The organism is Candidatus Binataceae bacterium (assembly GCA_035508495.1).
Classification (GTDB): Bacteria; Desulfobacterota; Binatia; order Binatales; family Binataceae; genus JASHPB01.
Genome location: DATJMX010000052.1, coordinates 104,062 through 118,477, shown reverse-complemented (window position 1 = coordinate 118,477; position 14,416 = coordinate 104,062). Strand labels below are relative to the sequence as shown.

Annotated in this window: 12 protein-coding genes; 6 read left to right on the top strand and 6 right to left on the bottom strand. The window is 61.7% G+C overall.

Annotated elements, in window-relative coordinates:
* Positions 1-2 precede the first annotated feature (2 nt).
* From aceF to VMA09_17180, 3 genes are all read left to right on the top strand, one after another.
* Entirely contained in the window at positions 3-1,346 is a 1,344-nt protein-coding gene (aceF, locus tag VMA09_17190) for a dihydrolipoyllysine-residue acetyltransferase (protein HUA35348.1), read from the top strand.
* Between the two features lie 83 nt (positions 1,347-1,429).
* Positions 1,430-2,602 (top strand): NAD(P)/FAD-dependent oxidoreductase, encoded by a 1,173-nt coding sequence (locus VMA09_17185; GenBank protein HUA35347.1) that lies wholly within the window; start codon positions 1,430-1,432, stop codon positions 2,600-2,602.
* Between the two features lie 305 nt (positions 2,603-2,907).
* Complete coding sequence (locus tag VMA09_17180; GenBank protein HUA35346.1) at positions 2,908-4,239, top strand: DUF1329 domain-containing protein; 1,332 nt, start codon at positions 2,908-2,910, stop codon at positions 4,237-4,239.
* Between the two features lie 324 nt (positions 4,240-4,563).
* Here VMA09_17180 and VMA09_17175 read toward each other — a convergent pair whose 3' ends face one another.
* Together VMA09_17175 and VMA09_17170 are read right to left on the bottom strand one after the other, a co-directional pair.
* Entirely contained in the window at positions 4,564-7,089 is a 2,526-nt protein-coding gene (locus VMA09_17175) for a transglycosylase domain-containing protein (protein ID HUA35345.1), read from the bottom strand.
* 114 nt (positions 7,090-7,203) lie between these two features.
* Positions 7,204-7,686 (bottom strand): adenosine-specific kinase, encoded by a 483-nt coding sequence (locus VMA09_17170; GenBank protein ID HUA35344.1) that lies wholly within the window; start codon positions 7,684-7,686, stop codon positions 7,204-7,206.
* A gap of 77 nt (positions 7,687-7,763) precedes the next feature.
* Between VMA09_17170 and VMA09_17165 the strand changes: the two genes are divergently transcribed.
* A complete protein-coding gene (locus tag VMA09_17165; GenBank protein HUA35343.1) occupies positions 7,764-8,351 on the top strand; it encodes a hypothetical protein in 588 nt (195 codons plus the stop codon).
* Here the strand turns inward: VMA09_17165 and VMA09_17160 are convergent.
* Entirely contained in the window at positions 8,348-8,857 is a 510-nt protein-coding gene (locus VMA09_17160) for an SRPBCC domain-containing protein (GenBank protein HUA35342.1), read from the bottom strand. The genes VMA09_17165 and VMA09_17160 overlap by 4 nt on opposite strands.
* Positions 8,858-9,050: 193 nt before the next feature.
* Between VMA09_17160 and VMA09_17155 the strand changes: the two genes are divergently transcribed.
* On the top strand, positions 9,051-9,521 hold the full coding sequence (locus VMA09_17155) for a hypothetical protein (protein HUA35341.1): 471 nt from the start codon (positions 9,051-9,053) through the stop codon (positions 9,519-9,521).
* A gap of 311 nt (positions 9,522-9,832) precedes the next feature.
* On the opposite strand, the gene VMA09_17150 is transcribed toward VMA09_17155, so the two are convergent.
* Positions 9,833-10,909, bottom strand: a complete 1,077-nt coding sequence (locus VMA09_17150; protein ID HUA35340.1) for a sugar phosphate nucleotidyltransferase — start codon at positions 10,907-10,909, stop codon at positions 9,833-9,835.
* 6 nt (positions 10,910-10,915) lie between these two features.
* Complete coding sequence (locus VMA09_17145; protein HUA35339.1) at positions 10,916-12,271, bottom strand: phosphomannomutase/phosphoglucomutase; 1,356 nt, start codon at positions 12,269-12,271, stop codon at positions 10,916-10,918.
* 115 nt (positions 12,272-12,386) lie between these two features.
* Here VMA09_17145 and VMA09_17140 point away from each other — a divergent pair, with 115 nt between their 5' ends.
* Complete coding sequence (locus VMA09_17140; protein ID HUA35338.1) at positions 12,387-13,136, top strand: SDR family oxidoreductase; 750 nt, start codon at positions 12,387-12,389, stop codon at positions 13,134-13,136.
* On the opposite strand, the gene VMA09_17135 is transcribed toward VMA09_17140, so the two are convergent.
* Positions 13,048-14,382, bottom strand: coding sequence for a glycosyltransferase family 87 protein (locus VMA09_17135; GenBank protein ID HUA35337.1), 1,335 nt, complete (start codon positions 14,380-14,382; stop codon positions 13,048-13,050). The genes VMA09_17140 and VMA09_17135 overlap by 89 nt on opposite strands.
* Positions 14,383-14,416: the final 34 nt, after the last annotated feature.

Below are 14,416 nucleotides of genomic sequence, written 5' to 3'. Positions count from 1 at the left end.
CGATGGCGACGGTTGCAGTAAAGCTTCCCGATATCGGCGATTTCTCGGACGTCGAAGTCGTCGAGGTGATGGTCAAGCCCGGCGACAAGATCAAGGTTGACGATTCGATCATTACCATCGAATCCGACAAGGCCTCGATGGAAGTGCCGTCGAGCGAAACCGGCGTCATCAAAGAGCTCAAAGTCAAAGTCGGCGACCGCATTTCCGAGGGCTCGGCGCTCGTCGTAATCGAAACCGACGGCGATACTGCGGCGGCATCGGATGGGGCGGTTGCTCCTGCGCAGGCGCCGCAGATGAAGCATGTTGCGACGGCGCCGCCCACGGTGCAGGCCTCGTCAGTTGCGATTCAGCGCGCGGAGAGCACCAAAGCTGCGCCGCCGCAGTCGGCCAAGGTGATCTCGATCCAGGCCGCTAGCGAATCGGCACCGGCCCAAGTTGGAAAGCGGCCGCATGCTAGTCCGGCGGTGCGCAAATTCGCGCGCGAGCTTGGCGTCGATCTGACGCAGGTCGCCGGCACCGGGATGAACGGGCGCATCTTCCGCACCGACGTCGAGAAGTTCGTCAAAGCCGCGATGTCTTCGGGTGGCGCAGCTCGCACCTCGGTCGCACCGGGCTTCGATCTCGCGCCGTGGCCGAAACTTGATTTCACCAAGTTCGGCGAAATCGAAATGCGCCAGCTCTCGCGCATCCGGCGCATCTCGAAGACCAACCTCGCGCGCAACTGGGTGATGATCCCGCACGTCACGCAGTTCGACGAGGCCGATGTCACCGACCTCGAGGTGTTCCGCGCCGAGATCAATGCCGCGCGCAAGAACGACGGCGTCCGCATCACGTTGCTCGCATTCGTGCTGAAGGCGCTGGTGCAGGCGCTCATCGAATATCCGGAGTTCAACTCGTCGCTCGACGGCGATAATTTAATCTTAAAGAAGTACTTTCATTTTGGATTTGCTGCCGATACGCCCGAAGGCCTTGTGGTGCCGGTGATTCGCGACGTCGATAAGAAGGGCGTCATGCAGATCGCGCGCGAGACTGCGGCGCTGGCGGCGACGGCACGCGAAGGCAAACTCAGGCCGGCAGACATCCAGGGCGGATGCTTCACGGTGTCGAGCCTCGGCGGAATCGGCGGGTCGCATTTCTCGCCGATCATCAACGCGCCCGAAGTCGCCGTGCTCGGCGTCTCGCGCGTGACGCGCAAGCCGGTCTGGCGCGGGGATGCGTTCGTGCCGCGCCTCGTCGTGCCGCTGTCGCTTTCATATGACCATCGCGTGATCGACGGTGCGATGGCGGCGCGGTTCATCACTTACTTCGGCGGCCTGATGGCGGATCTGCGGCGCGCGCTGCTTTGAAGATCCGGAATCAGAACTCACCACCAAGGGCACGAAGGCACAAAGTTTTATCCTTAGTGTCTTTGTGTTCTTAGTGGTTTTCTGTGACTGACTTCGATGCGGTGATAATCGGCGCTGGTGCGGCCGGGCTGATGTGCGCGATGACGGCGGGGCAGCGCGGGCGGCGTGTGCTGCTGCTCGAGCATAATCGCGAGCCGGGCGCGAAGATCCTCATCTCGGGCGGTGGGCGATGCAATTTCACCAATCTCGAGGTCAGCGCGGCGAATTTCATCTCGAGCAATCCGCACTTCTGCAAGTCGGCGCTGAGCCGCTACTCGGAGCGTGATTTTGTCGCGCTCGTTGAGCGCCATCGGATTGGCTATCACGAAAAGACTCTCGGCCAGCTTTTCTGTGATGGTTCTGCGCGCGAAATCCTTGCGATGCTCCTAAACGAGTGCGCCGCGGGGCATGTCGATTTGCGCTGCGGCTATCGGGTCCGCGATATTATGAAAAGCGACCGCTTCCGAATCGAAACCGACAAGGAGATATTCACCGCCAAGGCAGTAGTGCTCGCGAGCGGCGGCCTTTCGATTCCGAAGATGGGTGCGAGCGGCTTCAGCTACGATATCGCGCGCCGCTTCGGACTGAAGATAGTCGGGCCGCGCGCGGGACTCGTCCCGCTCACGTTCGAGTCGGACACGTTGGAGCTTTGCCGATCGCTCAGCGGCGTCTCGAGCGATGCGATCGTCTCATGCGGCCGCGCGAGCTTCCATGAAAGTATCCTGTTCACGCATCGCGGCTTGTCGGGGCCGGCGATACTTCAGATCTCATCGTATTGGCGCGCGGGCGATTCAATTTCGATCGATCTGACTCCGGCGATCGACGCCGAAGCTCTCCTGAAGGATCGCAAGCGGACTCGTCCGAAAGCTGAGCTTAAGACCATTTTGGGCGAACTTCTTCCAGGCCGCCTTGCCAATGCGATCGCCGATTCATTTCCATCGGGTGCAATAGCAAATCTCCCCGATCGCGTGATTATCCAGGCAAGCGAAGGCCTCAAGCGGTGGCATCTGACACCATTGGGCTCGGAAGGATTTGCGAAAGCGGAAGTGACGGTCGGTGGAATAGACACCGACGAGCTTTCGTCGAAAACGATGGAATCGCGGAAAGTGCCGCGCCTCTACATAATCGGCGAAGCCGTCGACGTGACAGGATGGCTAGGCGGCTACAACTTCCAGTGGGCATGGTCCAGCGGCTGGTCGGCTGGACAGGCCGTTTAAGCCCGGCGAGGTACTTTTCCAAAAATCGCCTGCGCTGCTGAATAGCCTCTCCCGATTTGCGGCTTGCGCCTACGGCTTGCGCCTACGGCTTGCGCCTGCGGCTTGCGCCTGCGGCTCCAGCCGCGCGCGAGGCTATTCAGGAGCTTCCGCGATCAGCATTTGCGTACCTTCATCGCGTGCATCTGCATCCAAGATCGTGACGGCGATGGTCTGCGATTTGCTCTGTTCCTGTCAGCGGCGAGTATTCACCGCGCGTCGATTCACACCGCCACAGGCGCGCAAGGCGCCACTCGAGGTACAGGCATATGAAGGGATTCCGTTCTCAATTGATGCTTGCGTTCGCATCCGCGTCGATTCTCGTCATCGCGGCGACAGCGAGCGCGCAGGTCAGACCCGGCGACGTCATCACCCGTGCCAACGCGACGAAGGTCGCAAATCTCGTGAGTCCCGGAAATTACATGCTCGTGCAGCAGGGCATGGTCATGAAGATTGTTCCGACTACTCATCTTGACTGGCCGCCGCCCTACAGAGCCGCGACTGAGCAATACTCGCCGCAAGTTCAGCTCACCGTCGGCGGCAATATCCAGAACTACAAGGCCGGCCTGCCGTTCCCGCTGGTCGATGTTAACGATCCATACGCGGCGCAGAAGATCATGTGGAACTTCGAGTTCCGCCCGCTCTATACCGACGATGTCGATGCGCGCAATGTCCAGGTGATCAGTCATCGCCCGGGGCAAAGCGGATCCGTCGAAGCGATGACCTTTGGTAACTTTGGGTTTTACAAGAGTATCGGCCGTACTGAAGTCGCGCCTATGCCGATCGATAACGATATCTACCAGACCGGCATTGCGTATCGCTCGGGCGTTTTCCCGGTGCTCGAGCCCGAGGAGATGCACGGCGCGGGAATCGTGCGCGAAGGTTTCGTGCAGCCCAACGTCGAAGATCAGGTATGGGAGTACAGCCCGGAAACTCGGCGGCTGCGCCGTCTGCCTGCGACTGAACTCTCCGACGCTTTTGGCGTTGCGTCGCGGGGCGGTGCAGGCTCGTCCGCGGGCGGAGTAGCGGGGGCAACGACTTATGCCTCAACGCTCGATCCGGATTCCTCGTTCGGCTTCGACGCGAAGTTAACCGACTATAGCTATCGGTTGCTGGGCGAGCGTCCGATGCTCGCGGTGACCGACGCGGCGAACTCGCCCGAGCAGCCGTGCCCTTACGACGGCGGCCGCAGCGTCTGTCCGGAGAACTGGCAGATGCGCAACGTGTATATTATCGAGGCCGACGCCAAGCCGCGCTCGCCGCTCTCCGACCAGGTAATCGTCCCGCGCCGGATTCTGTATATCGATTCCGAAGGCTGGTTCATCACGGCCTCGGATCTGTTTCACCCCAACGGCGAGTTGTGGAAAACGATTGCGACCTTCCATGCCTACCGCGATCGTTCGACGCCATACGCCCGCGTGGCGGTCTGGCCCTACAAGCGGATGTTCCAGACCGCGATGGTCGATGAGGATGTGACTACAGGCTTCTCGACGACGGTGTACTCGCCGAGCACCAGCGGCAACAGCGAATGCTGGTACATCAATTCCGGGGTAGTGGACAAGGATTTCTTCACCCCAGCGCGCCTGGAGGAGAGCCACTAAGGCTCTGCCAGGCAGGGCGCGGAGGGCGCGATGCGGCCTCCGCGCTTTCTTTTTCGTGCTCACATTCTGCTCGTTCTCAATAACTTACATCTCACCTCCAAAACATGACCTCCTCCGCTTTGCCGGCGAAGTCCGGTTGCCTGAGAATCCGAAAAAATCAGTGGGGTGGGCGTCCAGCCCGCCGTAAAGTCGGCGCGCCGCGCGCCTTCGAATTGAATCAACAAAAGGTGGCCCGAAGTGAACTCCGCGCATCATAATGCTGGGCGGGTCGCCCGCCCCGCTAGATATTCAGGGATAAAAGAGAGGAATCATCAGGACCAGCGCTCAGTGATGGAAGATGCTGCCGAAGAAGTGGCCGATCGCGCCGAATACATCGGAGTTCGAGGGGCGTGCCGACGCCACCGGCGCTACTGGCGGTGGATTCGATGCTGGCATTGGCGAAGTTGAGAATGCTGGCGGTGGCGAGGGCGCCGAGGCGAGGATGCCACCGTGGACCGGGCACATGAATCTTGGCGCTGTGCCGACCAGGAACGGCAATGACACGGCGCGCGGACACGATGACGTTGCGAGGCCGCCTGTTTCGGGATCGATCGTCGCGTAGGTGATGCCGGAAGGCTCGGGGAAATCCTCGGGATCTGCCGGCGCGGAATCGATCATGAATTGCGTCCACGCCGGCAGTGCGGCTTGCGCGCCAGTCAGGCCGATACTCTCGGGTTGGTCGAATCCCACCCACACGCCGGCTGCGATTCGCGGCGTGTAGCCGATGAAGTACGCGTCCTTGTAGTCCTGCGTCGTGCCGGTCTTGCCCGCGGCCGGGAAGTCGAGGCCGAGGCGGCCGGAGCTCGCACCGGTGCCATAGCGCAGAACGGCTTTCAACGCGCCTGTGATCAGGAACGCGACCTGGGGCTTGATGACGCGATCGGAGACGTCCTCGTGATGGTAAATCTGGTGGTCTTTCGCATCGACTACCGATTCAACGGCGTACGGCTCTTCCAGAATTCCTTCGCTGGCGAAGGCCTGGTAGGCGCCGACCAGCTCGAGCAGAGTGACTTCGTCGGCGCCGATCGAGATCGGCAGTACGGCCGGAAGATCGGCGCCGATTCCAAGCTCATGCGCGGTGCGAACGATCCTTCCCGCGCCGAGTTCATTGCCGACATAGGCAGTCGGCACGTTGAGCGATTCGATCAGCGCCTCGGCGACCGTCACTTGCGGCTGATAGGTGCGCTCATAGTTGGCCGGCGTCCATCCGTTGAACGACATCTGCTCGTCGGGCAGGAGCGACGCGAGCGTGAGCGGTGGCGAGAAGGGCGCGCGGCTCGGATCGAGCGCTGACAAATAGACAATCGGCTTAAACGCAGAGCCAGGCTGACGCTCCGCGAGCGCAGCGCGGTTGAACTGACTCTCAGAGTAGTTGCGCCCGCCGACCATCGCCTGGATCGCGCCCGTATCCACGTCGATCGCGACCATCGCGCTCTGCAGCTTGTCTTTCGGGTTCGCATGCGCGAGCCGGTGACGCGATTTTTCGAGGCGCGCGAGATTTTCAATGATCGCGTCGTTGGCGTCGGCCTGCATCACGGTGTCGAGCGTCGTGTAAACCTTGAGTCCGGCGAAATCGCCGTTGAAGCCGGGGATATGCTGCACGAAGGCGGTCACGAAGTCGGTGAAGTAGGGCGCGCGCCGGAGGCCGGGCGCCTTCACGGTCTCAATCGGCGTTGCGATCGCGACTTTGTAGGCCGCTTCGTCGATTACGCCGTTGTTCTCCATGATACCGAGCACGGTGTTGCGCCGCTTGAGCGCGTTGTCAGGATGCCGCCGCGGATCGTAGGTCGTGGGCGCGCGCACCATCCCGATCAGAATCGCGGCCTCGGCTGGAGTGACTTCCTGCAAATCCTTGTTGAAGAAAAGCCGCGCCGCCTGCGGCATCCCCTCGATCGGCGTGCCGTCGTACGAGCCCATGTCGACGTCGTTGATATAGCGCTCGAGGATTTCCGATTTGCGCAGCCGCAGCTCGAGGACTATCGCGACGGCGAACTCGCGGAACTTGCGGCTGAACGAGCGCTCGCGGCGCTCCATGAAGGTTCGCGCGAGTTGCTGGGTGAGAGTGCTCGCGCCTTCGACCAGGTGATGCGCGCGCACGTCGGCGATCGCAGCCTTGACGATACGAATCGGATCGAATCCGGGATGGTAGTAAAAATACCGATCCTCGGTCGCGAGCAATCCCTTGACCAGGTAAGGCTTGAGCTGGTCGAGCGAGACTTCGACGCGCTCGGCCGGCGCTCCCGCCATCAAACGCCCGATCACTTCCGGCTCGAGCATCGCATCCTGCATCGCAACGCCATATGCGTCGGCAACGTCGGTGATCCGCGTCTTGTCGAGGATGATTCGCACGACGCGCGCGGGATAGTCCTTCACGCCGACGCGAAAGGCGCGCACATATATCGAGACCGCGCGCGGGTTGGCGGAATATTCACCGGGCGCACTCGCGAGCGGGGTGAGCGTGTAGCTCAGTTGATCGAGGCGATTATATAAACCGATTCGTTCGACGTCGTCGCCGGTGCGAAGCGGAGCTGGCGCGGAATAGATCGCGGAGGTGAGCGCGGCCTCGCGCTGCGCGATCATCGTCGAGATCTCGGCGTAGAGTTGCGCGAGGTAAAAACCGAGTCCGAAAAATATGGTCAGGAAGACTGCGGCGGCGATGTTGCGCACGCGCCATCCGCGGATGCGCCATTCGCGGCGCGCGGGTTTCTGTGCCGATGCGCGCGGCTTCGCACTCGCAGGCTTGGCGCTTTGCGCAGACCTGGCGCCTTGCGCCGCGGGCTTGCCGCCCTTTACCTCTCGTCCACCAGCCATCCGCCGCCCTCGCCGCGGCTCATGGCGCCGCGCGCGTATGAGGAAAATCCGCGCCGTTCACAAGCTCAAGGCTAGCCGCGGCGCACCGTGTGGTCCATCGCCGGTGCAGTGCGCCTACTGCTTGTAGCCGAACCGGCGCAGCATCGCGCGCCGCTCCGTCTCTTCCGCCTCGCCCTCGACGCCCTTGGGCGAGCTGCCGTCGATAACGCCGATCACGCCGCGGGCTCCATCTTCTTCTACGACGACCAGCTTCAGCGGATTCGCCGTGGCGCAGAAAATCGTGCAGACCTCCGTCACCGACTTGATTTGATTGAGCACGTTGACCGGGAACGCATTGCCGAGCATGACGACGAAGACGTGCCCCGCCGCAATTGCCGAGGCCGCATCGATCGCGGCGCGCTCGAGCGCCGCATCGGTTCCGGTATGTCGAATCAGGCAGGGACCCGAGGCTTCGTTGAATGCCACGCCGAACTTGATTCCGGGCACGGCCTGTACCAGGGCCTCGTAAACGTCCTCGACGGTTTTGATGAAATGCGCCTGGCCGACAATCACGTTGGCATCGGCAGGTTTAACGATTTCCACAGTCTTGAGTTCCATCGCGATTGCCCCTCGGCTCGACTCCATGGATGATAAGGAAGCGGAAGGTCCGCAGGAAGTGGGGGACGGAGGTGGCGGTGGCTACCAGTACGGTCGCGAGACCAAAGTCGAATCTGCCGGCGTATTTTCACCGGCTCTCGGGCCATCAGAAGCGCATCTATCTAAGCAGCGACGCAATCGATCATTTCGACCTGGCGCCGAGTCCGGGCGCGCGGCGAATCCTGACGGCGCTGATGACCGCGCTCGAAAGCGAGGAAGTCGCGCGCATCGGACCGCATGCGCGCGCGCTCGCGGCCGAGGTGTGCCGGCTGCTGGGTGTGCCGCCCGTCGAGGTGCAGGTGCGAGGCGTGCGGCCGCATAACGCGCGCGGCGAATTGCACGGGCTCTTCTATCCTTACGATCGCGTGAGGCGCACGCCGCCGAACATCATCCTCTGGATGCGCACGGCGCAGCGTCATGACGTCGTCAAGCCGCGCACGTTCCTGCGCACGCTGATGCACGAGGTCGGGCACTACCTCGACTACTCGCTGCTGAGGCTTGGCGATTCGTTTCATACTGCGGGATTTTTCAAGCGCGAATCGTCCCTCGTGCGCGCGCTGCTCACGCCGCCGCAGGAGCCGCAGCAACTCGCGCTCGGCACCCTGTACTCCGATCCCGGCGACTAGGCGGCGAGCGCCTCGCTCATACGATCGAGCGCCTCGTTCCATCCTGTCACGTGATCGTCGCAGACCGAGCTGCTCTCGAAGCTCGCCTGATGCAGCATCAGCTTGGTTTTGCCGCGTTCGTCGCTAAGCGTGATCGTGACGAGAGTTTCGTGAATCGGCTGCCCGGCTTGGTCGAGGAACGTGTAAGTGAAGACGAGGCGCTCGGGCTTGACGATTTCGCGATACCCACCGCGCTGACGCTCGACGATCCAGTCGCCGTCGCCGGTGCCGCCATAGCGATGGTTGTAGTTGTCGAGGACGCGCCGCGAGCGCATCGCGATGGACCATGAGCCGCCGACTTTCAGATCCATTTCGCAGGAAACTACCGTGCAGCCTCGCGGACCCCACCAGCTCGCGATGCGCTTGGGATCGGTGAAGGCGTCGAAGACCAGCTCGCGCGGCGCGTCGAAGGTGCGCGTGATGACGAGGCTGCGATCATCGAGCTCGTCGCGGCTTGTAATTTTCATTTCCTTCGGCACGTCAAGTCTCCTGCGAATCCATGTATTTTACCAATTGGTTAAGTAACAACCTATGGGATCGCGAATCGTCAATCAACCGCCTGCTCTTGCGGATGTATCTCAATCCCGATACGTAAACTCGCGAAGTGGCTTGAGCGCGCGTCGAGGGCCGCGCGCAATTCGAGGCCAATGACGGGGGAGCATGGCGACGGCTATGGGATTGTTCGACTGGTTGCGCCCATCGGCGGCGGGCAATGTGGACGACAGCATCGAGCTGGCGGAGCTGACGGGACGAATCGAAGCGCTGGTGGATCGGCTGCGGCGGCATGCCGCGATGTGCCGTTATCCGCAGGATCGATCCGCGGTGGAGCAACTCGCGGAGCATCAGGCCGAGCACCTGAAGTCGCTCAAATCGATCCTCGCCGATCGCAACGCGTGGGCGCGTCCTCCGGCGGGTGTTGCACACGAGGGCTCGAACGACTGGGGCCGGTTAAGCGGCGATCTCAATGAGCTGGGCACGCTCGGCGACGACATGCATCGCACGGCGATCAAGTTCGAGGCCTTCGATACAGCAACCGCGAAAGTGCTGCACGAAATCGCAGCCCAGGATTCCAACTACGAAAGCAAGCTACGCCAGATCGCGCTCAAGTGCGATCCACAGGCGATCGACTGATTGCCAATCTGTCCATTGCAAGGTCGAAGGCGAAACAACCGACGATTTTGCAGATAGTGTCGACAGGCCAACCTTCCCTTCTCGTGCGGGAAGGGAAAGATGGTCAGGTCGATCTTTGGGTTTTGGATTCGTAAAGTCAAAGACATACGACCTAACCCCTAACCCCTTCCCGCACGGGAAGGGCGACCAGAAGCGAACGCCACTTCGCCTAATAAGAGCTGTTTCAGATGTAGCGGCACAGGCCGCCTCGTTCTTCCTGCGCGAGAAAGGAGACCAGAAACGAAGCCGAGTCGAAGTTGTCCTAGGTTCGTTTACAAGTAGCGGCGGAGGCCGCGGCGTTCTAGTTCCTTGACTACTTCGCCGAGGCGCGATGAATGTTCGCGATGGGCGATCAAGATGGCGTCTCCGGTATCGACTGCGATCACGTCGCTTACGCCGAACAGCACCATCAGGCGCGAGTGCGAGTGCGCGAGGTAACGCTCCGCTTCCATCGCGATTACCTCGCCGCGCGCGAACGATTTGCCGGCGCCGCTTACCGCTGTAATCAGGCCGTCCCATGAGCCTACGTCGTGCCATTCGAAGCGCGCTCGCACGCCGAGCACGTTGCGGCTCTTCTCGGCGACGACGCGATCGAACGAATCGAACTTGAGCTTCGGATATTCGCGATCGACGATCGCTTTCGACGATTTTGCGAGCCGCTCGGCTGCGACTTTCAGTGCGGGTGCGTGCGCTTCGAGTTCGGCATCGAGCGTCGTACTCGACATGACGAACATCCCGGCGTTCCACAGGTACTTACCGGACTTAACCATGCGCTCTGCGAGCGCGAGCGCGGGCTTCTCGACGAATCGCGCTACTTTGAAGCCTTCGCCCACGGGAGCGCCGATTTGCTGATAGCCGAAGCCAGGCTCCGGCCGCGTCGGAGGCACGCCGATCACAACGATCGCGCTGCGCTCCGAGGCGAGGCGAATTGCGCTTGCGATCGTGGCGCGAAAGCCCTGCGCGGGCGTGATCATATGATCCGCCGGCATCACCGCGATGGTTCCGGGACCGAGTCGCCGCTTGATGACTGCAGCGCCATATGCGATCGCAACCGCGGTGTTGCGGCCGACAGGCTCGACGATCAGGTTGCGCGACGGGATTCGTCCCGTGACCTCGCGGCGGAACGGTTTCGCGTGCGCGGTGGCAACCAGCACGAAGATTCGTTCCGGCTGTATCAGAGGACTCAGGCGCGCGATCGTTTCCGCGAGCAGGCTCGTTTTGCCATCGGGCGCGAAGAGCGGCTTGGGGCGCGCCTCGCGGCTCGCGGGCCAGAATCGAGTGCCGCGCCCGCCCGCGATGATGAGCGCGGAGGCTGTGGCGTTAACCAGAAGCTTGCTCGCTCGCGGCATCGAAAATCAGAACGCGCCGAGCTCTTTCAGCTTGCGCTCGAACGTCGCACGGATTTCGGCGAGCCGCTCGGGGCTGGTCGCTTCGAATCGCATAACGAGGGCGGGCTGCGTGTTCGACGCGCGCACGAGGCCCCATCCGCCGTCGAGGTTCACGCGCACGCCGTCGATGTCGATCGTCTCGTATTGCGATTTGAAAAACTCGCTCGCGCGGCGCACCACGTCGAACTTCTTGTCGTCGCTGCAATCGAGGCGAATCTCGGGCGTAAAATAGCTGGACGGTAGATCGCCGAGAATTTCGCCCAGGCCGCGCTTTTCATTGCTGATGATCTCGAGCAGCCGGAACGAGGCGTAAACCCCGTCGTCGAAGCCGTAGTAGCGGTCGGCGAAGAACATGTGCCCGCTCATCTCGCCGGCGAGCGCGGCCTGCTCCTCGCGCAGCTTGCTCTTGATCAGCGAGTGGCCGGTCTTCCACATGATCGGACGGCCGCCGTGATGCGCGATGTCGTCGTACATCCGCTGGGAGCATTTCACTTCGCCGATGATCGCCGCGCCCGGGCGTTCCTTCAAAATCGCGCGCGAGAATGCGACCATCAACTCGTCGCCCCATACGATGCGTCCGTTCTCGTCGACCGCGCCGATTCGATCGGCGTCGCCGTCGTATGCGATCCCGACAATCGCTGCATTGTCGCGCACGGCCGCGACGAGATCGCGCATATTCTCCTCGACGGTGGGATCGGGATGATGATTCGGGAAGCGCCCGTCCATCTCGGTGTAGAGCTCGATAACCTCGATGCCGAGCTGTTTCATGATCGGCACCGCGACGGCGGCGCCGCATCCGTTGCCGCCGTCGACGGCGACTTTCAGGCCGTTGCGAAAGTGAAATCGTGACGTGATGTAATTCGTGTAATCGGGGATTACCGGCCGCGCGCTCAGCTTTCCCGGCGCCGCGGCCTTTACGTAATCGCCAGCCTCGATGATCTCGCGCAACGCCTGGATCTGCGCGCCGTGAATCGTCGTCGTGCCGACACCCAGCTTGAAGCCATTGTACTCGGCGGCGTTGTGACTGCCGGTTATCATCGCGCCGCCGTCCATCTGCCAATGGAGCATCGAGAAGTAGAGCAGGGGCGTGGGCACGACTCCGATATCGACCACGTTGATCCCGCCGGCGAGGATACCTTCCAGCAGCAAATCGCGCAGCGCGTCGGAGCTGAGGCGGCAATCGCGGCCGAGGGTGATCGTGCGCTTGCCGGCGCGCGTCAGGATCGTCGCGTAGGCGCGGCCGAGGTTTACGACGAAGTCGTCATCGAAATCGTTTTCGACTACGCCGCGGATGTCATATTCGCGAAATACCTGCGGATTCATAAGTTGCGGTGGTTGATGGATGGCCGCCGTGCGCCTCATTATGATGTGCCAAGTCTGTGCGACGATCGCGCCGAGCGCAAGTGCGGCTCGCTCGCAGGCGCCCTTTGATTACGTCATGAATAACCCGAAGCACGAGCATCGTGTCGCGATCGTAACCGGCGCGGGTCGCGGCATTGGGCGCGCGATCGCGGTGGCACTGGCGCATGCCGGGTTCTCGCTATGCATCGCGGCGCGCACGCGCGAAGAGCTCGAAGAAACGCGGCGTCTCTCGGGACTCGAGCCCGCTCGTTCGCTCATCGCGCTGATCGATCTTACGGCCGAGGACGCGGCCGACGATCTCGTCGGTGTCGCCTTCGATTGCTTCGGGCGAATCGACGTCCTGGTCAACAATGCGGGATGGGCACCGCCGCGCACGCCGCTCATGAAGCTGCGGCAAACTGAGATCGATCGAATGATCGCGCTCAACTTGCGCGCGCCGATTGCGCTCACGCGCCTGGTCGCGGCGAAGATGAGTGCGGCGCCGGGCGGCGGCACGATCGTCAATATCGCATCCGCCTCGGCGCGCCGCCTTCCTGCTGGAGAATCGGTTTATGCCGCGACCAAAGCTGGACTCATCGCTTTCACGCACGCCGCTTTCGCGGAACTCCGTCCGGCGAATGTTAGGCTGTCCGTGATCGTCCCCGGCCTCGTCGATACTCCGCTGATTCCGAACAACAAGCGCATCGATCGCTCGGCGATGATGGCGGCCGAAGACATCGCCACTGCGATCATGCAAATCATCGAGTCTCCGCCGCGTACGGCTGCGGTTGAGCTTGTCTTGGAGCCGCGGAGCGATCCCGAACACCCGGCGAAGCGCGACGGCTAAGCAGATCGGCGGCGAGGACATACGCGGCGCCCCAGGAAAGTATCGTCGATACGAACAGCCCCTCCATCACTACATTTCCAAGCACCGGATGGCCGGCGTCGAAGATTACGAACCCGCCTGAATAGGCGAGTTCGGCGACGACGAATGCTGCGATGCCGAATGCGATCGCCAATCGGGGCGCCTCTCCCCGATAGGCGGCGATCGCGAGTTGTCCAAAGGGGATCAGCAGCAGGACCATATAATGCGGCCAGGCGCCGGGTATCAGCAGCACCATCGTCGGGATCAGCAGCCCGAAGGCGCTGCGAGGATCGATGCCTCGCGCGCGAAGCCGCAGGGTCACAATCACCACCCAGCCGAAAATGCACAGGTCCAACGCCGTTGCGATGAAATGAATCAATAGTGCGAAGCGCGACTTCGCGTTTGCCGGGCTCACGAAGTACCCGAACCAGCGCCAGATCGTGCCCGCGATACTGACGATCGGCAGCATCGGCACCCCTGCTCCGGCGGTGATTGCTCTGGGAAGTCGTGCGAAAAAGCCGAGCGACCACGGGCCCAGGATAACTACCGTCAGCATGAATCCGAACATCACCGCGACTGCCATCGCAGCGAGCGCACGCCAGCGATGATCGCAAAGAAAGTAAAGCGCCATGAATAGCGGATATCCCTTCAACAATCCCGCGAAGGCGAGAATCAAGCCCGCAGTGATTTCGCGATCGCGCTCGAGTTCGCGCAGAACCAGGATCAGCAGGAACATTATCAGTATCTGCGCCTGCCCGAATTCGAAATGAACATAAGTCGGGCTATACAAGAACGACAACGAAACGGCGATGGCGATCAAGTACGGGGGCAGATCGTCAGCCAGTAGAATCACGGTCGCCGCGATGAGCAGCGCGACGCTCATGATGATCCAGATCCAGTGAGCGTTAGTCGGCGCAAAATGCGAAAGCGGTTCCGATAGCAGAAGGAACGTCGGAGGGTAATTCGATCGCGTGACTGGACCGATTATTGCCCCATTATGAAGCCCTAGTAGGGTAAGGTCGTTCTGATATGCATTAATATGGCGTCGAGCGGCAATCGCCCACGTGTAGTAACATGAGAAGTCTAGTCTAATTATATCGAGCGGGCGCTCGATCCAAATTGCGCGGTAAGCCCAGATAATCGCGACGACAATAGCAAGTGCGGCCGCTTCCGGCCGATTCACTATTTGCCAGAATCGAGACCGTGCCTTCGCAATGTTATCGTCCATCGCCGAAAACTCCGAACAAGCCGTACTAAACGGG